This window comes from Mesorhizobium sp. M0060 (assembly GCF_040323155.1).
In the GTDB taxonomy this organism is placed as follows: domain Bacteria; phylum Pseudomonadota; class Alphaproteobacteria; order Rhizobiales; family Rhizobiaceae; genus Mesorhizobium.
In genome coordinates, this window is the sequence record NZ_JAMYUP010000029.1 from 1 (window position 1) to 24,001 (window position 24,001).

Genomic DNA, 24,001 nt, shown 5'->3' on the forward strand with positions numbered 1-24,001 from the left:
GCCGTAGAACAGCTCCTCCTGCATCACACTTTGCTCGCCCATCATCGACTCAATCTCCTCTTACGACGAAGATTGAATCAGTGCTTCAGGACTGCTGCAACCCAGACTTTTTCAACACAATCGACCCTTCTCTGCCCTTCGTTCGGAGCACTTCTACGGCGAGCTCTGACCCGTTCCAGTCGCTCTCGCCATACATGCTGAACGACTGCTGTACGCCGCCAATCGGTCGCTGAGATCATCGCTGTGTGCGCCAAAAGCTGCCGTCGCCCTCATATAACAGGCCACTTGCTGGCCTGATTTCGGCGATCGGACGGACCTGCCGCCCTTCCTCGAAGTATTCAAAGTCCGTCTGTTGGCCGCTACAGCCGCGCTTGGACGCAATGGGCAAGCATCGCCATATCTTCCGATCCGACGTCACTGACCACGGATGAATTCCAGTGGCATTGGCTTGGGGGGGGTCGAGCCGGGCGTAACGCAGGTTTCGCCGTTGCCTTTGTCGATCCTCAGAAGGCCGTCCACCAAGGTGTAGTAGCAGCTCCAGCGCACACCACCATCAAGCGAGGAGAGCTTGATCTCGCCCTGGCTGCCCAATTCCCAATAGAGGCGCAACGTCGCGAAATAGCGGTAGCCGAAGACGCCGTCATCGTGAAAGGTGATGATCCGACCGGAGCGGTCGGTGGGTGTCCAGATGCCGAGCAGGCTCGCCCGCTCCTCAGCCGTCGCCGACGTGCCACAGCCGCCAAGCGCCGCCGCCAGCGACAGCGACACCAACCACCTGATTGATGCCATAGGTCTCTCCAAGCCCTTCGTTTGCATCATGTCGCATGCCGCCGCGCCTGCATCGAGCGGACGCACGGCCGCTTCGCACTTGGTTGGCCGGGAATTAGCTGAAAGCGCCCCTTTGGCCAATCTCTACGGCACCCGCCGAGGCTCGTGGACGAATGCGCTCAGTCCAAGCCATTGCTGCATTGATTGCGCGAGCGCCGGGTCGCCTTCGATCTGCAACTGGCCGTTGGCGGCTTCCTGCTTGATCGTCGTCAGCCCCATCCAGATTGCCGTCATGGAGCGCAGCGAACTCGTTACGAGAAGATCAAGTTCGTGGCCGGGATCGAAATTGCAGAGGTCAACCGTGCCTCCTTTGGTCACGAGCCACCAGTTTTTTTGGGAGGGTGGAAGCTCGGAATACAGAAACTGTATCATACACCTCCGCTCGGGCAGCAGCTTCACGTTGAGGCTACGACGCATATCCCACATGAGTAGGGACGGGTCGAGGTTCTTCAGCGAAAGCCGGGACTCCATCCAGCGCTGCGCCCATTTGCCGAGCCCCATGATCAAGGGCCGTAGTTCCTCCCCGGCCTCGGACAGCCGATATTCGACGGAGCCGTTGGCCCTCGGCCAGGTGACTACGACGCCGGTGGCCTGCAGTTCCTTGAGGCGCTTGGAGAGCAGGGCGGGGGACATCTTGGGCAGCCCGCGCCGCAAGTCGCTGAAGCGGGTGCTGCCGCAAAGAAGCTCGCGCACCACCAGCGTGGTCCAGCGACTGCACAGGATTTCTGATGCCATCGAGACGGGACAGAACTGGCCGTAACTTCCGCGCTCTTCCATGGGCACCCCGCAACTCGGCCGTTCGAGAAGTTACCGCACATCGAGGCTTTCGGAAATAGCGGGCAGTACAGATGCTGAACTAGAACGTCCGGCCACTACCGACGATCCTTCAGCCTCCTATAGATGGAGGATCTCATGTCACTGCACGCAACACTAAGCACCTCGGCAGGTTCACCTACGGTCGACACGGTCAACGAGGCCAGCGACGTCGTTGCCATAGCGCAAGGCCTTGCGCCCAAGCTCGCCGCCCGCACTGCCGAATTTGACGAGAACGATCGTTTCGTGGCCGAGAATTACGTTCTCCTGAAGGAGGCCGGTCTGGTTGAGGCTGGCGTCCCCCGCGAGTTGGGCGGCAAAGGCGCCGGAATACCGGAACTTGCCAACATGTTGCGCATGCTCGCCCAAGCGTGCGGATCCACCGCTCTTGCCTTTTCGATGCATACCCATCAGGTCGCCATTCCGGTTTGGCGCTGGCGCCACCAGAAGATCGCAGCGATAGAACCCCTTCTGAGACGGGTCGCCGCTGAGCGACTGATCTTGCTCTCAAGCGGCGGCTCCGACTGGATCGGCGGTTCCGGCAGGGCGACCAAGGTCGATGGTGGCTATCGAATATCCGCGCGCAAGGGCTTCACCTCCGGCGCCGAGGCTGGAGATCTGCTGATGACCGGTGCCGTGGTGGAAGGAACTAACACGGTGATCCACTTCGCCGCCCCGATGAAGGCCCCGGAAGTGCGCGTTGAGCAAACGTGGAAGGTGCTGGGAATGCGCGGTACCGGTTCGAATGACGTGGTCATCGACAACCTGTTCATACCCGAAGCGGGTGTTGCATTTTCGCGCAGTGCCGGAGAGTGGCATCCGGTGTTTCAGATAATCGCCACGATCGCATTCCCGCTGATCTACGCCGTCTATCTCGGTGTTGCAGAGCGTGCGCGCGACCTTGCGGTAGATCTGGCGAAACGCAAGGCACCGACACCCCACAGTCTCGACCTCGCAGGTCGAATGGAGACCTCGCTCCGCGCCGCGCGCCTCGCTCACCGCTGGATGCTGGAAACGGTCGACCTGAATGCCCCTTCGGCAGACACCGTCAATGAAGTGATGATCGGCCGTTCTCTCGTCGCCGATCATGCGATACGGACCGTCGAACTCGCGCTGGAACTAGGTGGCGGCATGGGGTTCTACAGACGGAATGGGCTAGAGCGTTGCTTTCGCGACATCCAGGCCGCCCGCTTCCATCCGCTCCAGACTGGGCCGCAGGCTCAGTATGCGGGCGCGATGGCGCTGGGGCACCCCGTCGCCACCATCTTCTAGAGAGTCTATGCGATGGACACCAGGATAGCGATCTCGCAGAAGCCGCCGGTGCTGCTCGACCTCGAAGCGACTTACGAGCGCGCAATCGCATCAATCGCCGAGGCCGCGGCAGAGGGGGCGAAGCTCATCGTTTTTCCCGAAGCCTATCTGCCCGGTTACCCGACCTGGATATGGCGGCTGCGCCCGGGCGGTGACATGGCGCTTGCCAATTCCCTTCATGCAAAGCTCCGCCGCAACGCTGTGGACATCTCCGCCGGAGGCCTCGACCGGCTACGGGAAGCGGCGGCGCAGCACGGGATGATCGTCGTCATGGGACTGAACGAGATCGACTCCCAGTGCAGCGGATCGACCCTCTATAATACGGTCGTGACGATTGGGTCTGACGGCTCGATCCTCAACCGCCATCGCAAGCTGATGCCGACCAATCCCGAGCGGATGGTATGGGGCTTCGGCGACGCCAGCGGCCTTCGCGTCGTCGAAACACCGATCGGCCGCGTCGGCTCGCTGATCTGTTGGGAGAGCTACATGCCGCTCGCTCGCTTCGCGCTTTATGCCCAGAACATCGACATCTATGTTGCGCCCACCTGGGACAGCGGCGAGACTTGGCTTGCAACCATGAAGCATATCGCTCGCGAAGGTGGCTGCTGGGTATTGAGCACCGCGACAGCCCTGGAGGCCACCGATATCCCGGAAGATTTTCCTGATCGCAGCAAGCTCTTTGCCGAGGACGAATGGATCAATCCGGGCGACGCCGTAGTGGTGAAACCTTTCGGCGACGTTGCTGCTGGCCCGCTGCATCGGGTGAAAGGAATTCTCTATGCCGACCTAGACGTAGACGCGGCCCGCGCCGCACGAAGATCGCTCGACGTGGCCGGACACTATGGCCGCCCAGACATCTTCAGACTGGAGGTCGATCGAAAGGCGAGGCTTGCTGTACATTTCGACGATGGCACGCACGATCTTGAGCTTGGACGCCCTCATATGCCCTGATAGCTGATCTTCTCTAACGCTGTGGAAGGTCAGCATCGGGGCCAGTCCACGACCTTTCAGCAGGTTGAATATCTGCAATCTTCGCAGCGTACACAGAAGTTGCCATACCGGCCCCTAACACGTCATTCAGTGATCGATTCAGCGACGGCCGCTGATGGCGCTGCTTGCTCGTTCCGATCGAGCGGGCGTAGGGCAAAAACCACCCGACCCGGTCCTTTGACGGATCGTGTCCGCATGCTGAGAAGCTGAAGCGCACGTCGCCTCGATCGCGCCATTTGCCGAAATTCCGGGCGCTTCTTTGAAGCCGACGTTCGCGGTACGGCCGAAGTCAGATCCATTTGCGACCTTTGACTGCCCTGCTCGGTACGGGGCCCCAACAGGACGAAGCAAGATCACCGATTCGACAAGTCCACGGAGTGATTGATCAAAACGCTTGCCTGTATGGTGTGACGCCGTCAGCCGCATCCGGTCGCTTTCTGACGGCCGCGAGAGGCAATATACAAGGGGAATAATATCGCTTGCGAGGGAGGCTTCATGGACTGGCAAGAGGGACGGATCGATTGGACGTGGGACGGCAAGTGCGTCTCGACCGGAACGACCCGATATGGCGAGGGCCCGGTCATCCTTCTGTTGCCGGCCCTAAGTTCGATCTCGACGCGGCGCGAGATGCGACCGCTCGATCGCAGGCGCGAAAAGATCGGGCCGGGTAACGCACCACAGCACCTTGCCCACCGTGCGCGGCAATACCGGCAGCGAAGAGTGCCGCGGCTGCGCCATCGACGGAGCCATTTCCACCACCCGCGACCTCGTGCAGACCGCCAAAAGCCAACCCGCCTCCCGGCAGAATCCTGTCGATCGCCGCCACTCCAAACGGCAAAACCGTGCGGGCACGCGCGTTGCTGCCTTCGAGGCGCGCGATGCGTTCTCGAAGCTCGGAAATGGCAGCAGGGGGCGCCGATACACTCATCTGACCCTTGAAACGCGGAAAGCCTGTGATATGTTCTACATTTGTTCTCGTCCTGGCTAAGAGTCAACCGGGATGGTGTCGTGCCCCTGCGGAAGGAGGCATTCGATTCTCGGGCCATATCCTCAATGCGAAAATGCGAGTTCCATTTTTGGAGTTTGGGCGCCACGGAGTGTCCGAAAATTGTAGCATATTTCGGACTCATATGTTGTTTTTGTCCGAAACTTGTAGCATATTTCGGACATGCCCATAGTTGAGCTCGATACCGATCTTCGCTCGCGCCTGCTTGCCCGCATTGAGTCCAGACCCGACGAGGTCTGGACTCCCGGCGACTTCGCCGATCTCGGCGCGCGCGCCGCCGTGGACAAAACCCTGCAGCGCCTGGCAGCCGCCGGGGAGCTGCGCCGGATCGACCGAGGCCTCTATGACCGGCCGCGCACGAACAACCTGACTGGCCGCGCCACCGTGCCGGATTATCGCGCTGTGATCCGCGCCGTCACGCGCCGCGATCGGGCGCGCGCCGTCATCGATGGTATGACGGCCGCCAACGACCTCGGCCTGACGACCGCCGTCCCCGCCCGGATAGAAGTGCTGGTCGATGCGCGGTTGAAGCCAATCAAGCTCGGCACGCAGGAAATCCACTTCAAATACGCTGCCCCTAGCCGCCTCTATTGGGCGGATCGGCCGGGGATGCGGGTCGTCCAGGCCTTGCATTGGCTGCAGGACATGCTGACCCAGAAGGGCGAACGGAAGCGTATCCAGGCGACGTTGCGCCGCCTGTTTGCCGACCCCAAGCACGGCGAGGCCATTCGCGAGGATCTGCGCGCCGGTCTCTCCGCCGTGCCGATCTGGATGCAGGAGTTCCTCCGCGAAATCCTGAGGGCGGACCCGCACGAGGCGAAGCCATGAGCACCGATGCTTACCGCCAGATCATCGCGGCATCCCCACGTGACCGGCTCGACCTGTTCCTCGCCACGGCCAATCGGATCGGAGCTCCGGCAGGCAATGTCGAAAAGGATTTCTGGGTCTGCTGGACCCTCAATTCGCTCTACCACGAACGGCCTGCGGGGGAGCCACGGCTGCTTTTCAAGGGCGGGACGTCGCTGTCAAAAGGCCATGGCCTCATCCAGCGTTTTTCCGAGGACATCGGTGCGCCGTGACGGCGCGGGAGGTGAAGTATGACTTAGGGATCACCTCCCAAACTTGCTGATTTTCGACCGGCGGCTGTAACGCCGCCCCTCTACAGAGAACAGTAGATGGAAGGGGGCCGCAAAGCTCGACCGGGTGTCGCCGGTTGGGTGTCATAAGCAGAGCGGCCTTAACTGTACCGGATGCGCCCATCGAGCGCAGGTCGGGCTACCGCAGTGCCCATGGCGAGATAACGAAGTGAGCGTTGGAAGCCTCTATATCCGAGACCGTCTCCAAATCGCGCGATGGCGTGGGAGGCAATATAACGCGAACAGAACTGGCGCGGCTCAATGTTCCTCGCTGGTGAATGCGAACATAGCATTCGAGATGGGAGTGGTTCTCTTTGGCCCATCTCCCGCGTCGCAAGGGGTATAGCTCACCGCCTAACGGCACAAAGGTTGAAGATCGGAACACGGGAACTCAGCTCGCCTGCCCAGATCGGAACTGGGCTAGCCGCGACGACCGGAGAAGGACGAGTCTGAGGGCGGAGCTTTCGTAGTAGTCGGAGCATGGGAAAGCCATGCACATGGCGAAGGGAAGCAGGAAGACGATAGACTTGTATGACGGAGAAAATGGTCCATGGACATGGATCGTCAAGCTGACGAGGCTTGGATACTCAGCGTTCAACGCAAACTCTATCAGTGGAGTCAGGCAAATCCTGACGACAAATGGCGGGACATGTGGGGTTGGTTAACCGACATCCGCACGATCCGCTGTGCTTGGCGGCGCGTGGCCTCTAATCGAGGCGGGCGCACCGCTGGGGTCGACGGGAGGACCGTAGGGCGCATCCGCGCTAAATGGGGTGAAGAGCGCTTTCTGGAAGGATTGCAGGTTGAGTTGCGTCTCGGCGCATATCGGCCCAGCCCTTCGAAGCGCATCCTTATCCCAAAGGCCGGAAAACCAGGACAACACCGACCCCTGGGCATTCCTACGATCAAGGACCGCGTCGTACAGGGCGCGGCCAAACTCTTGTTGGAGCCTATCTTCGAAGCGCAGTTTTGGCATGTTTCCTATGGGTTTCGGCCCGGAAGGAGCAGCCATGGCGCTTTGGAGTACCTCCGCCGAGCCACCCTGCCGTTTAAACGCGATCAGGACAATCGACGGAGCCGGTTGCCGTACCCATGGGTTATCGAAGGCGACATCAAAAGCTGCTTCGACCAGATCTCGCACCACCAATTGATGAATCGGTTGCGCTCTCGCGTAGGTGACCGTCGGGTGACGCGGCTGGTCGGGCGGTTCTTGAAGGCCGGCGTACTGGCAGAGGATCAGTTCCTCCGTACAGACAATGGCACGCCTCAAGGCGGAATCATTTCACCGTTGCTCTCCAATATCGTGCTTAGTGCGATCGAGGAGCGTTACGCGAGGTGGACGGATCACCGCACGAAACTCTATCCTCATCGCAAAATCGACGGGGTTACAGCGGCCCGAAGTGCACGGGGCAGCGACCGGAAAGCCGGTCGATGCATATTCTTACCCGTGCGCTACGCCGACGACTTCATCCTGCTGGTATCAGGAACAAGGGAGGAAGCCTTGGCGGAGAAATCCGCTCTGGCTGAATACCTGCGTGAGACCACGGGACTGGAACTGTCGCCGGAAAAGACAAAGGTCACGGCCTTGATCGAGGGGTTCGATTTTCTCGGATTCCGCCTCGGCGCGTATTGGAACAAATGCTATGGCTTCGGCACACGCGTTCAGGTTCCAAAGCACAAGGTCGCCGATCTGCGTCACCGGATCAAGCAACTGACAAAGCGGAATACCACGCTCGTCAGCCTTGAAGAAAAGCTCCAAGAGATCAATCCCATCCTACGGGGATGGGCGAATTACTACCGCTACTGCGCCTATGCCTGCGATGTATTTACCAGTCTCGACTGGTACGTCGGAGACCGAATATGGCGTTGGCTGCGGTACAAGCGCCCAAAAGCGTCAGCGCATGAACTCCTGGCCTCTCGTGGGCCTAGTCAGTTGCGGTGCACGCGCACGGTCTGGCGGGACGGATTCACCGAGCAATTTCTGCTCGCAATGACCCCGAACTGCCGATACCGCCTCGCCTGGATGGGGACGCCTGAGTTCGCCATGTCTTCTGGAGAGCCGGATGCGTAACGAAAGGCGCAAGTCCGGTTCGGGAAGAGGCGGTGAGAAACCGGTCGCCGAGAGGCGACACGGCGCTTGCCGCCTACTTTTACACGTTACCGTGTTCCGCGACGATCTCGACGAGGCTGCCTCCGTCGAAGAGCTTGAGGGACTGTCGAACAAGAAGCGCCGCGCCAAGCTCGACGCCATCCGGGACGCCTGCCGTGCGTATATCACAGGCCCGCTGCGAGACTTCCTCACCGCTCAATTTGCCGACATCACGAACGGCGCCGGACGGGTGGAGCTCGACGAAGCCGATGCCGATGGTCAGACCCTGCTGCTCTGGTATCCCGAGATCGAGCCGCGTGAGGGCGCCTATGTGCGACCGGCCATACGCCTCGAATCCGGGGCGAAATCGGCGCTCGATCCCAACCGCCCGATCGCGATCACGCCCTATGTCGCGGAGGAAGCAGCAGGCATTGATCTCACTGTCGCCGACGTGACCACGATCGAGGCGACCCGCACCTTTTGGGACGAGGTGGTGATCGCCCATGGATTGCGCCGTTGGTACGAGCGGCGCGGCGAATTGCGGCAGGCAGGTCAGCGGGTGTCCCGGCACTATTACGACCTGCATTGTCTTCTCGGATCCGAGACCGGAAAGGCCGCGCTCGCTGATCTCAACCTTGGCGCCGATTGTGCGGCATGCGCGAATGTTTTTCCACCGTCCCGACTATGACCTCGCCTCAGCAGTCCCGGCAGCTTCGCGATCGCGCCCGCTTCAAGATGGTGGACGCGCTCACGCGCGACTATGCCAACACGGCGGCCATGATCTTCGGCACTCCGCCGAGTTTCGATGACATTCTGGAATCAGCGCGGCAGATTGAGCAGGACATCAACACCCATTCCTAGTCGCCTGGCCACGTCGCCGGGGCATCATCAAGGCGTTGTCGAGCAAATGGTCTGCTACGGCCGCGATGGCTTTCGCCGTCCTCGCGCTCTTGGCTGGTCTGTTCCAGGCACGTGGCGCCAAATCGAGCGCCTCCGCGCCCAACCCGTGTCGGCAGACGGTCCATGACGAAACGGACGACTTCCGCCGCGAGCTCCAAATCCTCCACCGGGGCGCCTCCGAACCCGCCATGCGGCATCGCCTCGAAGACGTGGAGCTCCACCGGGGCTCCCGCGCGTCGTAGCTTGCGGTGAAGTCTCACAGCGTTGGAGAGGAACAGGTCGCGGGTTCCGCTTTTGCAGGAACGTCGGCGGATAAGCCGGGTGAGCAGCCGGCCCCGGCCCGACATGGCGTCGCCCTGTATCTGCTCGGAAAGGCGCTCCGAATCGCGCTGGCGGATGTCCGCGGCTGCCTCCTCGACATCGACCTCGGCAAAACCCAAAGCACAAAGGCCTTCCGCTCCCATCAGATAGGCGATTGTCTCGCGGATCTGATACTCGACGCCCGTACGGATGAGCTCCACGGCATGTCCGCGATCATAGCTTCGCACCAGCAGTCTGGCCTGGAGATTCGTGCTGCGCCACTTCCACGATCTGCATCGCGGCCTTCGGATCGTCGATGCAGACCATAATTGCAGCCGCCTCTCTCGCACCGGGATGGCGCGCAGAACGTCCAGTCGGACGCGCCATCGCCGAAAAAGACCTTGAATCCATATCGGCCCGCATCGCGGATCGCCTGAAAGCGCCGTCAGAATCAAGCCGAGCACGCACCGGGTCAAGATCCAGCCGAACCAGGCACACGCCCCCGCGGACGGCAACTGCCCGTTGCGCGCCGCCACAAACGAGGCCCTGGCCGGGCTCGTTGCTCGCCGCCGTCAGATTGTACGGATGATCGCAGCCGAGGAGAAGCATGCCCGCACTACCATGGCAACTAGGCACCAAACACCAGCCAGCCAAAAGGAAAAAGACCGGCTGGAGAAGCTGTTGTTTCGCGATTTCCGATCGCTTAGACTCAATTAGGCGACTTTGAGATCTTTCATCGCCTTTTCAACGACATCCTTGATCGGCCTCGATACATCTTCGGCAGCCTTGGTCGTCACGGCCTGAAATTCCTTGGCCTGCTCGACGGTCTGTTCGACCTGATTGCGCAAGAAGGCAGTTTGCAGCTCGATGAATTCGGAGAGCGACTTCACGGCAACCAGGGCTTCGAGGTGCGAGAAGCCGGCTTCGGCATTGGCGCGCAGAGCAGCAATTGTCTTCAGCGACAACTCGTTGCCGACGGTCTTGGCGGTTTCGAAGCTCGACTGCAGAGCCTTCTGGGTCGTCTCGGTGCCTGACGCAAATTTCGCATAGGCTTCTTTCGACTGCTCGACGCCCTTTTCGGCGACAGCGCGGACCTGGTCGGCAGCCTTCGACGCGTCGAAGGCGGGGAATGCGGTATTTTCAACGGTGTCAGCGGTCTTGGCCATAGTTTCCATCCTTTCCGGTGGACGGCCTTTCACAAAAGCCGTCTCGTTCATTTACGAAACTGACGTTACGGCATTTATAGTGCATTGCAATATTTTTGTGCGACGCACCATCCCTCGTCCAGCGTTCCGAGGGGGCATGCATGCGGAGGGTAATGGACGCCCCTCGACCCTCGATGAGATTCGTATGTCAGCTTTGCACGATTCAAACGCGACGCTGACCCTAGACAGCGATCCGGAAAGAGAGAAAGCTGCCGACCCGTCCAATCGGCTGTTGCGGGAAAGGATTCGACTGCTCCAGGCCGTCATCGACAAAGTCCCAGGAGGCATATCCCTCTTTGATGATGACCTACGCGCGCACACCGACTACATGGCTTCGGTCACTCCGGTGCGAAGGAAGTCATCCTGTCCAATGCCAGCCATTTCGCCATGCTTCAGGCGCCGGACGAATACAGCCAGGCTGGGCTCGATTTGACTGACGCCAAGTAACGGCGGCGTCTTTATGCCACGAGCATCCGATTTCGGCTGTCGCGGAGGGTGAATCCAGCCTCGTCTAAGGCGACCAGGCGAGACACCTGCGGCGGTAGGCTGACCCGGCGGGGCGCCTCCGACGCGCTTCGCAAATGCGCGGTCCGTGGCGATGACTTCGGGGCCGGCCCTGCCCAGTCAAACTCCGCCTGCTCGAAGTGAATTAACTGCCTGCTTAGCGTTCATGCGCCAGTCGTCGCTCTGAGGGAAGCTGTTAACAATTCCGAAACCATACCGTTAGGCAAGATTTATCTAATATTGATGATTCAAATCTCTTCATGTATCTTGACTTGGCATATTTCTCATTTTTGACGTTGTCTAATGCAACGCCATATGCACCTTTGAAATCCTTATAGAATATTGACGGCGCCGCCTGCCGTTGGAGCGAGTCGTATGACCATCGGCCACGCACACGCGTGCCCCGAAGTCCTGGGGCTATTGTTGACTTCCAAGTGCAACATTTCTTGCAGGCACTGCTGCAACGATTCTCATCCTGCTAAATCGGAATCGGCTTCGTTCGAGCGGATCGCCCGTTTGATCGACGAAGCCGCGGAGGTTCCGTCGATCAGAGAAGTTGGAATAAGCGGAGGTGAACCATTCCTATACCTAAGGCTCTTGAAAGAGATCATCTCCCACGCCCGCACCTGCGGATATACGTCCTCCGTGACCACTAACGGATTTTGGGGCGGCTCGCCAGGAGCGGGCTTGCAATTGGAGGGGCTCAGGGATGCAGGGCTCGGCGCCGTCAACATCAGCACCAGCCAGTTCCATCAGGAATTCCTACCGCTTAGCAGGATTGTCGGCGCGGCAAAGACAGCACTGAATGTCGGACTGAAGGTAACCGTCAACGTGGTTTCAACGTCTACTACGGAGATGGACGACGTCCGCGGCGCATTCTATGAATTGGGACAGATGGTGCGGTTTGTCGTCATGCCTTGCCTGCCGGCTGGCCGCGCGTCGACGAATGTGGAACAACAAGAATTCCCTGCGGATTTCACTTCGCCATTCGGCAACTGCCGGGAGCATTTCAAAAAGCTTGCAGTCGACCTTTCCGGCGATGTGTATCCGTGCTGCTCGCCTGGTGGCTTTACCGAGCCTCTGCGTATGGGAAATGAGCATCGCTCTACGCTTGGCGAGATCGTGAAGGCATCGGACCAGAACAAGCTTCTCGCTGTCCTGGAATCCGTCGGGCCGGGATTTTTCCTGCCCTTCTTGCGTGAGCAAGACATTGGTCACGAGATTCCGGAACGTTTCAGCGATCAGTGTCATCTATGCCATTTCATGCTGTCTTCGCCGAAATACGCCGAGAAGGTGGCCGAGTGGGCGGAGCTGCTGGTGAGCGATCTGGCCGCGCTCCCCGAAACCGAGCGGCCGGCCGACAATTCAAGATTGGCAGGCTTGAAGGAATTGAGGGCGCAATTGGTGCTGCCCAACTAGCATCACGGTCACTATCCGGGGAGGGAGCGATGTCGGATACAAGATCACCTGGAATACTGTCACAGCTGGGCCTTTCGGCAACGGACCGCGAGAAAGTGGCCGAGGTCACCAGCGATCTAATCGCAATCCACGTCTACCGCGAGCTGCAAATCCGCAACGATCTGGCGAAGGTGGCTGGATGCTCGATTATCGGCAACTGCTCCAACGGAAGCTGCGACATCATCGGCAATTGTTCGTCGTCTTCCAAGGACATGCTGTGACGGAGGACCATTGGATGAGCGACACGCGCGCACTGGTCGAGGAGAGCCTTTCGACCATCGAGATTGGTCGCCTTGGCGACGACAAACTCATCGACCTCCTGACGCAAATCATTGATCAGGAGGTTGCGCTGATCGTGCGCGAAAATCTTGACGACCGCAAACCGGCGACACCTGAGAAGGGAGAACCGCCAAGTCGACTGTCCGCCGTCGCTAATCAGCGCGCGCGGTCGAAACCGGGTGGCCGAAGGCCGGGAGGCTGAAGTCATTTTCGCACTCAACAATCAAGGGAGGGCTCGCACAACCATTCTGGAATAACGCTGAAATTTAACTCGTAACATGGGAGACGTAATATGGCTGACAGATCATTGAGCCTTGCAAGTCTGAAACTGAGCGTTGAACAACGGGAGCAGGTCGCCGAAATCGCTGGCGATCTGATCGCGGTTCAAGTCTATCGCGAGTTGCAGCGGGCGGGCGATCGGGCCGCCGATTCCGGCTGCAACATTATAGGCAACTGCTCGAGTTCCTCAAAGAGCGCGCTGCTCGAAACCATCGCAAGATAAGGTGCGTCAGGCGTGTGAAGGCATCCCCTTCGATCGGGATGCCTTCCATTCCGACGCTGACGGGCCCTCGCGTGATCACGCGGCGGTCGCTCGACACCCTTTCCATCTGGGAGCGGCACTATGGACAAGCTTTCATCCATCCCGTCCTTTCCTCGCCTCCAGTATGGCGTCGAGATCGTTCCCGTTGAGGAAGGAAAAGTCCTCCTGCGCTCGTTTACGGGAAGTGTGATGCTCTCTGGTGATTTCGTTGCGGTCGTTCTTCCGTTGCTTCTTCCACTGCTCGACGGAAAGCATGGGATCGAAGACCTGGCGGCCGAATTCGACGAGACATTGCGGCCGGAGATCGAAGACTTCCTGACGTTGATTCAACACAAGGGTTTCCTGGGCAAGGCAGCACGGGACGGGCGAGAAGATGACGCGGTCATGCTGTCTGGTGAGGACCGCGCGTACTGGTCCCTATATGGCGCGAGCGCCAGTGAGGCGGCGAGACGACTGGCCCAATCGACCGTGGTGATTGCGGGCCTTGGGGACGTCGGTAAAATCGTTGCGACCATGCTCGCCGCCTCCGGCGTCGGGACTCTCGTTCTTGTCGAGGGCGCCACGCCTTCCCAATCGAGCGGCCGCGAAGAGGCTGAAGCGTCGGAGACAAGGAAGACCGAACTGTCGCTGCGCAAGCAGTACGCGTCTCGTGTCGTGACGATCCCGACGACTATCGACGACGCGGCCGGCTGGGAGGAGACGGTCGCGGCCGCAAGCGTTGTTGCGGTCATAAGCGACACCATGTCGATGGGCGGCTACGACCGAGCGAACGAAGTATGTATCAAGCATGGCGTGCCATGGGTTTCGGCAAGGATCGATCGACAACGCGCTATCATCGGCCCGTTCGTCATTCCGAACCAGACCGCTTGCTTCGCCTGTTTCGAGGCCCGCAGTCGCGCCAACGCGGATCATCCAGAAGATCACGAGGCACTCTACCGTCACTGGAAAAAACTCAACGGCAGACGCGACATGTGGCCGTCCCTTCTCCCCTTCGCGGGGATCGTAGGAAATTTCGTCGCCTTGGACTTGTTACGTGTCCTTGCGGGCGAGCATCTTTCAGCAGCGGCGGGGCGCATCATCAACATCGACCTTCTGACAATGGAACGCAGCGTCCATGAGGTGCTGAAGTTGCCGAGATGCCCGGCATGCTCGCGGTTGAGGGACCGCAGACCAACCAAGATTTGGGACATCATCCCAACCGAAACGCGGTCAGTCGGCTGAGCACGGCAGCATCCGGAAAAATACGAATGCAGCTTCACCACCACTTGCCATCGCCGATCGAGGATACTCTGCGCAAGGCGCTTAGGCTTGTCGATGATGAGACAGGGATCATCAAGATCCTGCACGAGGCGCCATGCGCCCCTGACTCGCCAAGGATATTTGGTTGCGGAGCGCTGTCCAGCGACTATAGTCGTTTCGGATTTCCCTCCGAAAGCCCGATCAGCGGCTCCACGTCACTCGTGCGCGACCAGGCGCTTGTCGGGGCGATCGGCGAGGCGGTCGAACGTTATTCTGCCGCCTATGTTCCCTACGACGAGATTATTTATCGCCCCACCAGCGCCGTCTCCGCTACTGCGGTTTCACCTTGGTCGCTCTCGCTATACGACGAAGTCCAGTTAGCACGGCCTGGTTTCGGCTATTGCGCCCTGCGGCCCGATGACACGATCGGCTGGGCCATGGGCTTCTCGCTGGCGCGCAAACAGCCGATCCTCGTTCCGGCATTCGCGGTCTATCAGCCGTACATAGGTCGCACCGGAGAAGCGCCGGTGGTGCAACAGATCACGACGGGTTTGGCCTGCGGCAACACGGCGGAGGAAGCGATCCTCTCGGCCATTTGCGAGGTCGTGGAGCGCGACGCCGCGATGCTCATGTGGCTTCAAAGCCGTCGTCCACCGAAGGCTGTCATCGACTTGCGGACCCCACAGCTGGTGCGGGAGACGCTTGACCGCTTCGGATCGATCGCAGATCACGTCACCTTGCTAGACGTCACGACCGATCTTGCGATTCCCGCCTATGTTGCCGTATCCGATATACCCATGGCCGGAAAGCGCGGCGCTACGTTTTCCTCATGCGCTAATCTGGTTGCCAGTCGCGCGGCCGTTGGTGCGCTCACCGAACTGGCGCAATGCCTGTTATGGGTGAACAGCCTTGTCGACAAGGGGGCGCATCTGCCCAGAGCTTCGCTCGAGGAGATTGCGCAAATCGAGGAGCACGTCCTATGGCCTCTCTTGCCGGAAAACCGCCGGGCCTTCGAATTCATCCTTTCCTCCTCGCGTGAGACCGAGATACCGCAAGACCCTGACGGGCCTACCGACATACTCGATTCGATTACACACTGTGTCGAACGCATCGCGCGCGGCGGGCTGGACGTCATTGCAGTCGATGTGACCTCCCCGGATATTAGAGAGTGCGGGCTGCATGTATTCCGGGCGATCATTCCAGGTGCGCAGCCGCTCTATTTTGGCAGCGGCCTGCACAGGATCAGTGTTCGCGCCATTAGCGCCGAGTATGCCGATCGCGCGAACAAGCGGATCAACCTCCACCCGCATCCTTTCCCCTAGTCGATCTCGCAAAGGTGACAAATGCCCGATCCTCATGGGACTGACATATCCAAAATCCGGAACCGGCTTTTAGGTGAACGCAACCTGTTCTCCGTCTCGGAGCTGTTTCATGAGAACAGCAGGATCAGCCGATCCTCGCCGCGGATTGCTCAGAGCGCGCAATCTGCTCTCGTCGCCCCGGCGGGATTCAAGCGATACATCTATGCGCCCCGCATTGCCTTGCCCGATCCACGCACGGCTGAGAGGGACAGCATTTGGGACAACATGGCGTCGCGCCGATCGGTGCGCAGCTACTCGGGTCAGGAGATTGATCTCCAACGTGTATCGGACCTCGCGTTTTACGCGCTGGGCACCACTGAAAAGGGAGCGAGACGCTGCGTACCGTCAGGCGGCGGGCTCTATCCACTCGAACTTTATGTGGTGGTCGCTCGTGTGGAGCAGTTGCCATCCGGTCTTTACCACTACGATCCGCGCTCGCATGCCCTGTGCGAACTTGGCAGAGTGGACTGCATGGCATCGGTGAAGAAAGCAGTGTTCATTCCCGAGGCGGTGGACAACGCTGCGGCCGTCTTCGTTCTAACGGCGGTATTCGGCCGCTCCAAGATCAAATACGGCGAGCGGGCTTATCGTTTTTCGCTATTGGAAGCAGGTCATGTCATGCAGAACATCTGCCTCGCGGCGACCGCGCTTCGCCTTGGCGTATGTCCCGTAGGTGGCTTCATCGACGACGAGATGAACGATCTGCTTGACGTTGACGGCGTTGAGGAAGCGGTCCTCTACGCTGCGCTCGTCGGCTCGCTCGACAAGGTCGGCGGCTGAACATCGCCATCTGTTGTTACGGGCGCTTTGATCTGTTTTGCGCATTCAGGAATTAGAAAAGCGGCCCTAACCACTCGCCGCCGATCTCGATTGTGAGACTTGACGCTTCCAGATCATCACCCAGCATCTCGCGTGAGCCACCCAGATGATAAGCTAGGAATTGCTCCACGACAGCCATCAGAGCGATACGGTTGCGCTGACCTAGCAGGAAATGGCCTTCATCGGGGAAAGTGATCAAGGTCACCGGCACGTTCCTTCGGAGCAGAGCGAGCGCGACGTTCCTTGACTCGGCCGGATTGACGCGAACGTCGCGAAGTCCTTGAGCAATCAACATTGGACGGACCATTTGCTCAACATGAACAAGTGGCGAGCGTTCCTGGAGCCATTTTCGTCCCTCCACGGTCGCGGGGTCCGCTAACCGGCGTAGGATCATGGCGAACCAGTTGTGCCAGTAAGGGGGTATTTTCGCGATGAAAGACAGCAGGTCCGAAGGGCCGCAGATATCGATGAAGCAGTTGTAGAGATCGGGACTCCTCGCTGCAGCCATCAGGGCGGCATAGCCGCCATAGCTTGCTCCAAGAAGCCCGACCCGGTCAGGATCCGCGATACCCTCCTTGACCGCCCATGCCACGCCATCGTCCAGGTCATCTTGCATGCGGCCGCCCCACTCGCGATCAGCCGCATTGGTGAAGGCTTTGCCGAAGCCGGTCGAGCCCCGGAAATTGATGCTCAGTACCGCATAACCGCGGCTCGCCAGCCATTGATGCAGGGGCGAAAACCCCCAGGCGTCGCGGTCGTAAGGCCCGCCATGGACGACGACAACCAGCGGCCGGCGGCGAGCGCGGCCGGCCGGGACTGTGACATAGGCGGGCAGCGTCAGACCATCTCTCGAGCGTATCGCGACGGGCAGCATCGCCCTCAGCGGCATGCCTTCAAGGTCGTCCCGCTCGGGGAAGAGCTGAAGCGTGCGCCGCTTGGCGCGATCGAATATTCGCAACTGTGCGGGAGCGTCGCTCGCCTCGAGGCGGATCAGCATGCGCCGCCTCCCGGCGCTGACGCCCACGATCACCAGATCGAGGCCGGCAGCGTCCTCGAGCTGCCGCGCGAGGTCAGCTGCAAATTTCTCATCGATAGGGTGCCAGCGGCGCCTTGCCGCGAGGGCAGCTGCGGCAAGAGGCCAGCCTGTGTCGGGATCATAGACGACTTCCGCGATATCGGCCTCGCTGTCGGTAGCCAGAACCGTCAATACTGCAGTTCGGGCATCGATCGCGACGAGGGCAGTGCGATCGCGATTGCGCGAATCGAGCAGGAACACCACGTCACCGTCGGCACTCAAGCCATCTATGTGCGTGGTCAAGGAATCCTCTGGAGGGATATCAAGAAAGGGAACCCATCCTCCATCCCCTTGCCGTTTGAGGACTTCGATCGACCCGTCCTGCCGCACCCGCTCGCCGAAGCAGACTTTGAAGTCGGCGTCAGCGTGCAGCCGGCTGAAATCGGGATTCTGGAACACTGTTATGCGCTGACCGGTCGCTACGTTGACCCGAACGAGGTCAAAGCTTTCCGGATCCCTGTCGTTTACACTGAACAGGATGTCGGAAGGAACACGTCGCGAGCTGCGATTGAAAAGCGTTCGCGTACCGCCACCGGGCGTCAGCGTGACCTCCGCTCCCGCGTCCACATCGATGCTGAAAGCCTGATAATTCTCATCACCGGCATGATCGCGAAAGACGACGACATGCCGTTCGTCCGCCGCCCAAAACAGCGCCGGCGAAACTGGGCGAACAGGTCCACCGGTCAGGCGTCTGGCGGAAGCCGGATCGAGCGCATCCGCTACCATCACGCTCAACATCCCGTCCTCGTTCTGGAGCCAAGCGATCCGGGTGCCGTCGTCGCTCAGTCGCAGATGCGATCGCAGTGGGTCGGCAAACGCGACCTTTCGTGTCAGCAAAGCGGTGCGTCGCCTATGACCTGGAGCAATTTCGCGTTTATTGGCCACGCTGCACAGTCGCCGACGCGGGCGGAACCGCACCGGCCCTAAGTGCCCCCTGCCCAATCTGAGTCCATGGATGACCGGTTACGTTCAGGGCCAGTTCCGACAGCAGCCAAAGGATCGTCCGGACAAGCGCCACATCCAGAACGGGAGTCGCGAGATCCGCCAACGGCTCCGGGATGGTGAAATGGCCGTTGAGGCGGTGTAGGAAGGTTGCGGTCCCGGTGTCGATCATGAAATGGCGTGGCCGACCGTGGTTGAAGAACAAGAGGACAGATGCACCGCGCACAGCAACGTACGCGATAGCCATAGGCCCTCGGGAACGGCCGGCAAAAGCGATGCGGATATCTCCACTTAAGCCTGTATATGAGCATAAATTCGATGCGGACGATAGTCGAAGATCGCAACTCTAGTCGGCTGCTCCGATCGCCGTTTGCGCAATGTGAGCATCCGGTTAGGGAAACGCGCTGGTTCACGAGCCCGATCCGTTTCATGATCTATTCACCGTCCTCAACAAGGCCTCGTACAGTTCTGGGGGCGATCAACGGGTTTGTGTCGGCATCTGGCTGGCTGAATTCCACATACAGATGCAGTTCGTCCGGCACGAAGACGACCTCCACGATCCTTTGATACCATTGGCAAGGTTGTAGGCGAGGACGGTCATGGCGGGGCACTCCTTTCGCCGTGGAGCGTGCCTATCTCACGGGAAATTCCATCACCAGAGTAGTATTGACGCTCGCCCTTTCTCAGAAATCCAACGTCTACGTGATGCCGAAAGGTGCAGCTACCTTTTTGTGCATCTCGATGGAACACGGGACCGCCGCGAACGTTCGGTGCACGCAGCGAATCCTCCCCCTCCAGGTATTGCTGCAGATCGGTATCCCGATCGGCCCGCGCTCCCCGCAAGGCGCGGGCCTCGGCCTGTGGTGCTCATGCCATCTACTTCGATCCGCAAGATGGAATATGATCTGGATAGAAGGACCCTCTCGGTGTGGTTTGTCGCCAGCGGCAAGCGGTACGAGTTTGAGGGGGTACCGCCGGAAACCTTTGCCGCGTTCCGGGCCGCGTTCGCCAAGGGCCGCTATTTCAACGACCATATCCGCAACAATTTCCGCTACCGTCTGGTTGCGAGCGATAGCGACCCGGGATGACCTGACCTGCCGGCGGCTCAATCGTCCTGTCGCTCCAACCGGCGGTTGGTGGACGCGTTGCCGCTGTTGCGCTTAGGGTTGGTTACGGTCCGCGCTCACTTGGCAAGCCCACCCCCCGCATCCCCCCGCCTGGTGCAAAGCGTTTGATCGGTCCCGCCGTTCTGGCAGTGCGGCGGGACTTTTTTGCGGTCCAGGTGGAGCATCGGCGCGCGGGGAAGGCGCGGTGCACGCAGCACCCTTTTCTCATCCAACGTACGTCGGTGGCGCGCTGAAGGGTCTCAAACGTCGGTCTGCCGCCGGAGCTCAACTAGCTGGACTATTGCTCGACCGGAAGCGGCTCGTGCTGCGGCTCAGCGTGATGGAACACCTGTCCAAGATCGCGCGCGTCGAACGTTTGGCCGCAGACTGGGCAGTAGACGAAGTGCTTCGATTCGTCCTCTACCGGCCCGTCATGCGGCCTGCCCTCATAGCCTGTCGCGATGTTGTCGGTTCTAATCCGGGGCAACGACAAGTCACAGGAGCGGAAGAAGCTCGAACGCCGAGGCTTTACCCCAAGCCAGATCAACGCCGAGATCAGCCGCTATGCGACGGCGATCAGCCGCATCCTTCGCTCTCAAAAGCAATATGGCTCAACACCGGATAGTGCCGCATGAGCGAGGGAGCGAGCATATCCGTCCGCGAAGCGGAACGGAGTGGGGGTGTGGGGCCTCAGCCCCCACGTCTTCCTTATGTTGGCGCTAACGCCGCGCGCGCAATGGCAGCAACATGCAGCGACCAGTAGCGCTGTCCGCCTTGGTAGGTGCGAGCGTTCAGCGCGGTTGGTATGCTGCGAAGACGTAACCTTGCACCTCGACTAAGGCGATCGGTCCTTTGGGAACAGTGCCGTCGGTATGGAAGATCGCATCGGCACTGTCCTTCCAGCCCTGATTGAAGAGGCCCGTACGCGCAACGATCGCCTTCAAAGCCAAATCGTAGGTGATAGGCTGGTCGCGCAGCCACGGTCCGAACTCGCGATGAGGCACTGACGGCGTCCGGGTGCTCGCGACGTCCTGCCTCAACCGCGCAAGCGCGTCATCATCGCCGGCGAGCGCCATAGCCAAACCGGGAGCGCTTATTCTCCACGGAGCACCGGGCATTGTCTGGTTTTGAAGACGGTGCTTGATCACCAGCCGCCTGAGTGTGTCTTCGCTTACGTTGTAGTCGTGCCTGAACAGATCAATGGCCCTCTGGACCGTGATCGCCTCTGCCCGTGGGACGTAGAGCGGCCGAAGCCGTTCGCCTGTTTCTGGCGCTGTTTTGACAGGGAGCGCATTGGTCATTCGGCCCATCGCGCTTTTCTGCGGCCCGCCGTTTCGCCCGACATCAGGGAACGATATCGCCCCCCATGTATTAGAAACCCATGGACACTATGGAAACCCACGGCCACGGGATGGCGGCCGATCTTTTGACATCGGAAGTTGCCAATGCCAGGCAGCGCATCCACCGGACCGAGCTCGCGCTTCAACGCAGTGAAGAAATGCTGGCCGAAAATCTCGCGCTGTGCAGCAGGATACGAACTGCGGTCGAGGCCGCAGACCGCTTGGTGAAGATCGATCCCGCCAGCTTTGAAGGACGTCGTGCGGGTTGAACTGGGCCGGCGTTTCATTCGTCGCGACCTTCAGGCCACCCGGCGCCACCGCTCGCGCTCAAGCACGGCGGCAACCAGGTCGACAGACGGCGAGCGCGGCTCATCGTGCGCGGCCTGGTGCTCGGCGAGGAACCTGTCATCGGGCATGCGCTCCACTGCCTCGGCGACATGCGCTTCGACTGGTCGATCCAAGCGGCGGCGGAACGAAATGCGTCAGCTTTGGTCATCCGGGACCGAATAGTCTCATTTGCCGATAGCGATCCCTCGTGAGGCGCCGGAGGTGCACATAGAGGATGCCGGCAAGGGCATGCCCCTGATGAACGCGGCCGCGCAGCTCATTGACGATTGCCATGTATGCGCCGAGCGGGATCGCGTCGAAAACCTCGAGCACAGCAGCCATGTCTTGCTACACCAGATCCGGACAGGCCCGCGGCTAGTCCGAGACGGCCGGTCAAGCTGCTTTCCTCAATCAGGGCATGGTTGCCGCGGCCGTCAGATCTCTACGTCGAACTCGCCATAGAGCGAGTCAACTCGCGTCGGCGTCTCCGCATGATCGACGCACGATGTTTGCACAAATGTAACGGCCGCTGCAAGAGTGATGCACGATGGACAGTGGTGGGGCACGCATTGACGAGATGTCAAGCGTTCAGGATTTTCGCTTCCTTGGCGGCGCTGAGAAATGCCACGCGCGCTATCTCCGGTGCGCTGCCGCCGCCGAGCACTTTCATGCACGCCATGCGAGTCTGGATGCGGCGCCCGGTTTCTCCAATGGGCCAGCGGTAAAGCAGCATTTCGGCGGCTTCGCGGGTGCTCGAAACACTGACTTTGCCCGAGGACAGCAAAACGGTCACGGGCTCTTCGAACGTGCCGACGTCTCGTTCGCAGGTCATATGCTGGTCTCCTTTCGCAATCGCCCCAAGACCTTACGGGTGAACCATCCGTTCCGTTGCGTCACGTTTGTCCCGGTGGGCGAACATTCTGTGAGGATGGGACCTCGTCCAGAGCGCGGGCTTGATCGCTCAGACTAGACTCGCCAACGCGTTGCGGTCCTCAAATGGCGAGAACCGTCCTTATCGTTACGAGCCCGCTATGCCTTGGTCAGTTGCCGGCGCTGAGATCGGAGACCGAAGTCAATACTCATTTCTGGGGATGTCCCTTTGCAGTTAATTATGAGAATCGCATGTCAATCATTTCAGTTGGTTAGCTGTGCGCTTAGTTTGAAAACGTGCACTTAATTTGATAATCATACCGGGCCATTCGCATTTAATGTGAGAAGCAGCGTCGGCAACGTAACGGGGTCGAATTTCCCAAGACAGGGTATGAAAATTCAAAGAATTCATGACCTTCACGCTGATGCGATTGCAGTTAAATTGAGAATCCGGGCTGCCCCATTCTCGCAATTAATTGCCAAACCTAACCGAAGCGACCGCATTCTCATCATTAACTGCCAAGCGACACTACGTTGCAGTATCGTCGGTTGAAGTCGGAGCGTTGAAAATTTATCCCTCACGCACAGTTCTCGAATTTACGATCCTCGTTCTTTTGCTACTCATGGCGTATCGGATCGCCTATCTTGTTGCGCGGAGTATATAAGCGCGTCCAAGAAATGCAGGGCCGGCGCCAAGGGGCAAGCGCCCATAGGAAAGCCCGCTGCCGGTTCGACAGCGGGCTTACAGGACACCCTTGGAGTGTGCGGCTACATCCACGACCACACACGATCATAATCCACGATGAGCGGATAGTTCCCGACAATCTCCACCGGCCCGACTGCATCAGTGATTTCTAATAGTTGATGCTTGCGGCAGGTGGTGCCCTCCATCGCCTGCCGAAGATCGGTGTCCTCCGATCGGCCCGCGTGAAGTCATGTCGAAAAGGCTGTAGGCCAGCGCAGAAAGCAAATCGTTGGCGACTGTTGGCAGCTTCGCATGGATGCTGATCACTACAGCGACGCTCATCCCGGCGAAGAGCGAATCCAACTTGTCTTGGATTTCAACGATGACGTTGAAGAGGTGATGATCGCTGCCGGTATCGATGAAGAGAAAGCGGCTTAGCTACATTTCTTCCAGCGCGCCGCAGCTGCCGTTCTGGCAATCTCAGAGCGCTGTTCTGGCGTGAGTGCTTTGAGGCGGCCTTGCCACCGATAAGCCCGCCCTTGCGGGCACTGGCGAGTGGCTTTTTGTCCTCAGTCTCGCCTGTCGCCAGATCGACAATCGACTTCGCCAATTGGTTTGGGTCGCGCGGGCGCTTGGGGGGGTTAGGTCCGGTTGGCAACGTCATCCCCCTCCACGGCACGCTCAAGATCATACAGTTCGGTCAAAGTGCCGTCGCTGGCGTAAATGCTGAATTTGATATTGCCCGCTTTGAGTTCGCGCGCTTGGCTTACGACCTGCCTGCTGGACAAGTCGTTGATCACTAGGACGTTCGGCTCCTTGCCAAGTTTTATGGAATAACTCACCGTCCTGCTTCCCATGCGTTTCGCTAAGCATATAG

The 24,001-nt window shown here is 59.8% G+C and carries 28 protein-coding genes and 1 pseudogene; 17 read left to right on the forward strand and 12 right to left on the reverse strand.

What is annotated here, in order from left to right:
- Positions 1 to 414: 414 nt before the first annotated feature.
- Entirely contained in the window at positions 415 to 789 is a 375-nt protein-coding gene (locus NKJ94_RS23580; RefSeq protein WP_352528337.1) for a hypothetical protein, read from the reverse strand.
- Positions 790 to 912: 123 nt separating this feature from the next.
- Positions 913 to 1,605, reverse strand: coding sequence for a winged helix-turn-helix transcriptional regulator (locus NKJ94_RS23585; protein ID WP_352528339.1), 693 nt, complete (start codon positions 1,603 to 1,605; stop codon positions 913 to 915).
- 135 nt (positions 1,606 to 1,740) lie between these two features.
- Here NKJ94_RS23585 and NKJ94_RS23590 point away from each other — a divergent pair, with 135 nt between their 5' ends.
- Both NKJ94_RS23590 and NKJ94_RS23595 read left to right on the forward strand, forming a co-directional pair.
- Entirely contained in the window at positions 1,741 to 2,913 is a 1,173-nt protein-coding gene (locus NKJ94_RS23590) for an acyl-CoA dehydrogenase family protein (RefSeq protein WP_352528341.1), read from the forward strand.
- A 12-nt stretch (positions 2,914 to 2,925) separates the two neighbouring features.
- Positions 2,926 to 3,903, forward strand: a complete 978-nt coding sequence (locus NKJ94_RS23595; protein WP_352528343.1) for a carbon-nitrogen hydrolase family protein — start codon at positions 2,926 to 2,928, stop codon at positions 3,901 to 3,903.
- A 651-nt stretch (positions 3,904 to 4,554) separates the two neighbouring features.
- Here NKJ94_RS23595 and NKJ94_RS23600 read toward each other — a convergent pair.
- Positions 4,555 to 4,870 (reverse strand): annotated as a pseudogene (locus NKJ94_RS23600) (damage-inducible protein); the annotation flags it as partial.
- A 240-nt stretch (positions 4,871 to 5,110) separates the two neighbouring features.
- Between NKJ94_RS23600 and NKJ94_RS23605 the strand changes: the two are divergent.
- The 5 genes from NKJ94_RS23605 to NKJ94_RS23625 all read left to right on the forward strand — a co-directional run bounded on the left by NKJ94_RS23605 (position 5,111) and on the right by NKJ94_RS23625 (position 9,034).
- On the forward strand, positions 5,111 to 5,776 hold the full coding sequence (locus tag NKJ94_RS23605) for a DUF6088 family protein (RefSeq protein WP_352528345.1): 666 nt from the start codon (positions 5,111 to 5,113) through the stop codon (positions 5,774 to 5,776).
- A complete protein-coding gene (locus NKJ94_RS23610) occupies positions 5,773 to 6,027 on the forward strand; it encodes a nucleotidyl transferase AbiEii/AbiGii toxin family protein (RefSeq protein ID WP_502904215.1) in 255 nt (84 codons plus the stop codon). Before NKJ94_RS23605 ends, NKJ94_RS23610 begins: the two co-directional genes overlap by 4 nt.
- Positions 6,028 to 6,634: 607 nt before the next feature.
- The gene (gene ltrA / locus NKJ94_RS23615; protein WP_352528347.1) at positions 6,635 to 8,155 is read left to right on the forward strand and encodes a group II intron reverse transcriptase/maturase; all 1,521 of its coding nucleotides are present in this window, start codon (positions 6,635 to 6,637) and stop codon (positions 8,153 to 8,155) included.
- Positions 8,148 to 8,861, forward strand: a complete 714-nt coding sequence (locus NKJ94_RS23620) for a nucleotidyl transferase AbiEii/AbiGii toxin family protein (RefSeq protein WP_352528349.1) — start codon at positions 8,148 to 8,150, stop codon at positions 8,859 to 8,861. The genes ltrA and NKJ94_RS23620 overlap by 8 nt, the downstream gene beginning before the upstream one ends.
- On the forward strand, positions 8,858 to 9,034 hold the full coding sequence (locus NKJ94_RS23625; protein ID WP_352528351.1) for a hypothetical protein: 177 nt from the start codon (positions 8,858 to 8,860) through the stop codon (positions 9,032 to 9,034). The genes NKJ94_RS23620 and NKJ94_RS23625 overlap by 4 nt, the downstream gene beginning before the upstream one ends.
- Here NKJ94_RS23625 and NKJ94_RS23630 read toward each other — a convergent pair.
- From NKJ94_RS23630 to NKJ94_RS23640, 3 genes are all read right to left on the reverse strand, one after another.
- Positions 9,031 to 9,594, reverse strand: coding sequence for an alpha/beta hydrolase (locus tag NKJ94_RS23630; protein ID WP_352528353.1), 564 nt, complete (start codon positions 9,592 to 9,594; stop codon positions 9,031 to 9,033). The two genes, NKJ94_RS23625 and NKJ94_RS23630, sit on opposite strands and share 4 nt — an antisense overlap.
- Before the next feature lie 13 nt (positions 9,595 to 9,607).
- The gene (locus tag NKJ94_RS23635; protein WP_352528355.1) at positions 9,608 to 9,982 is read right to left on the reverse strand and encodes a hypothetical protein; all 375 of its coding nucleotides are present in this window, start codon (positions 9,980 to 9,982) and stop codon (positions 9,608 to 9,610) included.
- 104 nt (positions 9,983 to 10,086) lie between these two features.
- Complete coding sequence (locus NKJ94_RS23640) at positions 10,087 to 10,548, reverse strand: phasin (protein WP_352528357.1); 462 nt, start codon at positions 10,546 to 10,548, stop codon at positions 10,087 to 10,089.
- 909 nt (positions 10,549 to 11,457) lie between these two features.
- Between NKJ94_RS23640 and NKJ94_RS23645 the strand changes: the two genes are divergently transcribed.
- The 7 genes from NKJ94_RS23645 to NKJ94_RS23675 all read left to right on the forward strand — a co-directional run bounded on the left by NKJ94_RS23645 (position 11,458) and on the right by NKJ94_RS23675 (position 16,740).
- Positions 11,458 to 12,501, forward strand: a complete 1,044-nt coding sequence (locus NKJ94_RS23645) for a radical SAM protein (RefSeq protein ID WP_352528359.1) — start codon at positions 11,458 to 11,460, stop codon at positions 12,499 to 12,501.
- Between the two features lie 29 nt (positions 12,502 to 12,530).
- Positions 12,531 to 12,761 carry a hypothetical protein gene (locus NKJ94_RS23650; RefSeq protein ID WP_352528361.1) on the forward strand — a complete coding sequence of 77 codons (231 nt, stop codon included), beginning with the start codon at positions 12,531 to 12,533 and terminating at the stop codon, positions 12,759 to 12,761.
- A 14-nt stretch (positions 12,762 to 12,775) separates the two neighbouring features.
- On the forward strand, positions 12,776 to 13,021 hold the full coding sequence (locus tag NKJ94_RS23655; protein WP_352528363.1) for a hypothetical protein: 246 nt from the start codon (positions 12,776 to 12,778) through the stop codon (positions 13,019 to 13,021).
- A gap of 90 nt (positions 13,022 to 13,111) precedes the next feature.
- Positions 13,112 to 13,321: a hypothetical protein gene (locus NKJ94_RS23660; RefSeq protein ID WP_352528365.1), complete on the forward strand. Its 210-nt coding sequence runs from the start codon at positions 13,112 to 13,114 to the stop codon at positions 13,319 to 13,321.
- 120 nt (positions 13,322 to 13,441) lie between these two features.
- A complete protein-coding gene (locus NKJ94_RS23665) occupies positions 13,442 to 14,581 on the forward strand; it encodes a TOMM precursor leader peptide-binding protein (protein ID WP_352528367.1) in 1,140 nt (379 codons plus the stop codon).
- A 26-nt stretch (positions 14,582 to 14,607) separates the two neighbouring features.
- Positions 14,608 to 15,921: a YcaO-like family protein gene (locus tag NKJ94_RS23670; protein ID WP_352528369.1), complete on the forward strand. Its 1,314-nt coding sequence runs from the start codon at positions 14,608 to 14,610 to the stop codon at positions 15,919 to 15,921.
- A 21-nt stretch (positions 15,922 to 15,942) separates the two neighbouring features.
- Positions 15,943 to 16,740 carry a SagB/ThcOx family dehydrogenase gene (locus NKJ94_RS23675; RefSeq protein ID WP_352528371.1) on the forward strand — a complete coding sequence of 266 codons (798 nt, stop codon included), beginning with the start codon at positions 15,943 to 15,945 and terminating at the stop codon, positions 16,738 to 16,740.
- 52 nt (positions 16,741 to 16,792) lie between these two features.
- Here NKJ94_RS23675 and NKJ94_RS23680 read toward each other — a convergent pair whose 3' ends face one another.
- Complete coding sequence (locus tag NKJ94_RS23680; protein WP_352528373.1) at positions 16,793 to 18,739, reverse strand: S9 family peptidase; 1,947 nt, start codon at positions 18,737 to 18,739, stop codon at positions 16,793 to 16,795.
- Positions 18,740 to 19,665: 926 nt separating this feature from the next.
- Here NKJ94_RS23680 and NKJ94_RS23685 point away from each other — a divergent pair.
- Complete coding sequence (locus NKJ94_RS23685; protein ID WP_023722567.1) at positions 19,666 to 19,884, forward strand: KTSC domain-containing protein; 219 nt, start codon at positions 19,666 to 19,668, stop codon at positions 19,882 to 19,884.
- Positions 19,885 to 20,693: 809 nt separating this feature from the next.
- On the opposite strand, the gene NKJ94_RS23690 is transcribed toward NKJ94_RS23685, so the two are convergent.
- On the reverse strand, positions 20,694 to 21,203 hold the full coding sequence (locus tag NKJ94_RS23690; protein WP_352528456.1) for a hypothetical protein: 510 nt from the start codon (positions 21,201 to 21,203) through the stop codon (positions 20,694 to 20,696).
- 89 nt (positions 21,204 to 21,292) lie between these two features.
- Between NKJ94_RS23690 and NKJ94_RS23695 the strand changes: the two genes are divergently transcribed.
- Complete coding sequence (locus NKJ94_RS23695) at positions 21,293 to 21,511, forward strand: hypothetical protein (protein WP_352528375.1); 219 nt, start codon at positions 21,293 to 21,295, stop codon at positions 21,509 to 21,511.
- 30 nt (positions 21,512 to 21,541) lie between these two features.
- Here the strand turns inward: NKJ94_RS23695 and NKJ94_RS23700 are convergent, their stop codons facing one another.
- The 3 genes from NKJ94_RS23700 to NKJ94_RS23710 all read right to left on the reverse strand — a co-directional run bounded on the left by NKJ94_RS23700 (position 21,542) and on the right by NKJ94_RS23710 (position 22,362).
- Positions 21,542 to 21,703 (reverse strand): hypothetical protein, encoded by a 162-nt coding sequence (locus NKJ94_RS23700; protein ID WP_352528377.1) that lies wholly within the window; start codon positions 21,701 to 21,703, stop codon positions 21,542 to 21,544.
- Between the two features lie 31 nt (positions 21,704 to 21,734).
- Positions 21,735 to 21,911 (reverse strand): hypothetical protein, encoded by a 177-nt coding sequence (locus NKJ94_RS23705; RefSeq protein WP_352528379.1) that lies wholly within the window; start codon positions 21,909 to 21,911, stop codon positions 21,735 to 21,737.
- A gap of 238 nt (positions 21,912 to 22,149) precedes the next feature.
- Positions 22,150 to 22,362 carry a DUF982 domain-containing protein gene (locus tag NKJ94_RS23710; RefSeq protein ID WP_352528381.1) on the reverse strand — a complete coding sequence of 71 codons (213 nt, stop codon included), beginning with the start codon at positions 22,360 to 22,362 and terminating at the stop codon, positions 22,150 to 22,152.
- A 1,074-nt stretch (positions 22,363 to 23,436) separates the two neighbouring features.
- Between NKJ94_RS23710 and NKJ94_RS23715 the strand changes: the two genes are divergently transcribed.
- The gene (locus NKJ94_RS23715; RefSeq protein WP_352528383.1) at positions 23,437 to 23,562 is read left to right on the forward strand and encodes a hypothetical protein; all 126 of its coding nucleotides are present in this window, start codon (positions 23,437 to 23,439) and stop codon (positions 23,560 to 23,562) included.
- A 203-nt stretch (positions 23,563 to 23,765) separates the two neighbouring features.
- On the opposite strand, the gene NKJ94_RS23720 is transcribed toward NKJ94_RS23715, so the two are convergent.
- Entirely contained in the window at positions 23,766 to 23,966 is a 201-nt protein-coding gene (locus NKJ94_RS23720) for a hypothetical protein (RefSeq protein ID WP_352453889.1), read from the reverse strand.
- Positions 23,967 to 24,001: the final 35 nt, after the last annotated feature.

What these genes read in the sequence shown, in the direction of transcription:
- NKJ94_RS23580 (WP_352528337.1), bottom strand. Translation starts at nt 789, where the DNA reads ATGGCATCAATCAGGTGGTTGGTGTCGCTGTCGCTGGCGGCGGCGCTT.
- NKJ94_RS23585 (WP_352528339.1), bottom strand. Translation starts at nt 1,605, where the DNA reads ATGGAAGAGCGCGGAAGTTACGGCCAGTTCTGTCCCGTCTCGATGGCA.
- NKJ94_RS23590 (WP_352528341.1), top strand. Translation starts at nt 1,741, where the DNA reads ATGTCACTGCACGCAACACTAAGCACCTCGGCAGGTTCACCTACGGTC.
- NKJ94_RS23595 (WP_352528343.1), top strand. Translation starts at nt 2,926, where the DNA reads ATGGACACCAGGATAGCGATCTCGCAGAAGCCGCCGGTGCTGCTCGAC.
- NKJ94_RS23605 (WP_352528345.1), top strand. Translation starts at nt 5,111, where the DNA reads ATGCCCATAGTTGAGCTCGATACCGATCTTCGCTCGCGCCTGCTTGCC.
- NKJ94_RS23610 (WP_502904215.1), top strand. Translation starts at nt 5,773, where the DNA reads ATGAGCACCGATGCTTACCGCCAGATCATCGCGGCATCCCCACGTGAC.
- ltrA (WP_352528347.1), top strand. Translation starts at nt 6,635, where the DNA reads ATGGACATGGATCGTCAAGCTGACGAGGCTTGGATACTCAGCGTTCAA.
- NKJ94_RS23620 (WP_352528349.1), top strand. Translation starts at nt 8,148, where the DNA reads ATGCGTAACGAAAGGCGCAAGTCCGGTTCGGGAAGAGGCGGTGAGAAA.
- NKJ94_RS23625 (WP_352528351.1), top strand. Translation starts at nt 8,858, where the DNA reads ATGACCTCGCCTCAGCAGTCCCGGCAGCTTCGCGATCGCGCCCGCTTC.
- NKJ94_RS23635 (WP_352528355.1), bottom strand. Translation starts at nt 9,982, where the DNA reads ATGCTTCTCCTCGGCTGCGATCATCCGTACAATCTGACGGCGGCGAGC.
- NKJ94_RS23640 (WP_352528357.1), bottom strand. Translation starts at nt 10,548, where the DNA reads ATGGAAACTATGGCCAAGACCGCTGACACCGTTGAAAATACCGCATTC.
- NKJ94_RS23645 (WP_352528359.1), top strand. Translation starts at nt 11,458, where the DNA reads ATGACCATCGGCCACGCACACGCGTGCCCCGAAGTCCTGGGGCTATTG.
- NKJ94_RS23650 (WP_352528361.1), top strand. Translation starts at nt 12,531, where the DNA reads ATGTCGGATACAAGATCACCTGGAATACTGTCACAGCTGGGCCTTTCG.
- NKJ94_RS23655 (WP_352528363.1), top strand. Translation starts at nt 12,776, where the DNA reads ATGAGCGACACGCGCGCACTGGTCGAGGAGAGCCTTTCGACCATCGAG.
- NKJ94_RS23660 (WP_352528365.1), top strand. Translation starts at nt 13,112, where the DNA reads ATGGCTGACAGATCATTGAGCCTTGCAAGTCTGAAACTGAGCGTTGAA.
- NKJ94_RS23665 (WP_352528367.1), top strand. Translation starts at nt 13,442, where the DNA reads ATGGACAAGCTTTCATCCATCCCGTCCTTTCCTCGCCTCCAGTATGGC.
- NKJ94_RS23670 (WP_352528369.1), top strand. Translation starts at nt 14,608, where the DNA reads ATGCAGCTTCACCACCACTTGCCATCGCCGATCGAGGATACTCTGCGC.
- NKJ94_RS23675 (WP_352528371.1), top strand. Translation starts at nt 15,943, where the DNA reads ATGCCCGATCCTCATGGGACTGACATATCCAAAATCCGGAACCGGCTT.
- NKJ94_RS23685 (WP_023722567.1), top strand. Translation starts at nt 19,666, where the DNA reads ATGCCATCTACTTCGATCCGCAAGATGGAATATGATCTGGATAGAAGG.
- NKJ94_RS23690 (WP_352528456.1), bottom strand. Translation starts at nt 21,203, where the DNA reads ATGACCAATGCGCTCCCTGTCAAAACAGCGCCAGAAACAGGCGAACGG.
- NKJ94_RS23695 (WP_352528375.1), top strand. Translation starts at nt 21,293, where the DNA reads ATGGAAACCCACGGCCACGGGATGGCGGCCGATCTTTTGACATCGGAA.
- NKJ94_RS23705 (WP_352528379.1), bottom strand. Translation starts at nt 21,911, where the DNA reads ATGGCTGCTGTGCTCGAGGTTTTCGACGCGATCCCGCTCGGCGCATAC.
- NKJ94_RS23715 (WP_352528383.1), top strand. Translation starts at nt 23,437, where the DNA reads ATGGATGCTGATCACTACAGCGACGCTCATCCCGGCGAAGAGCGAATC.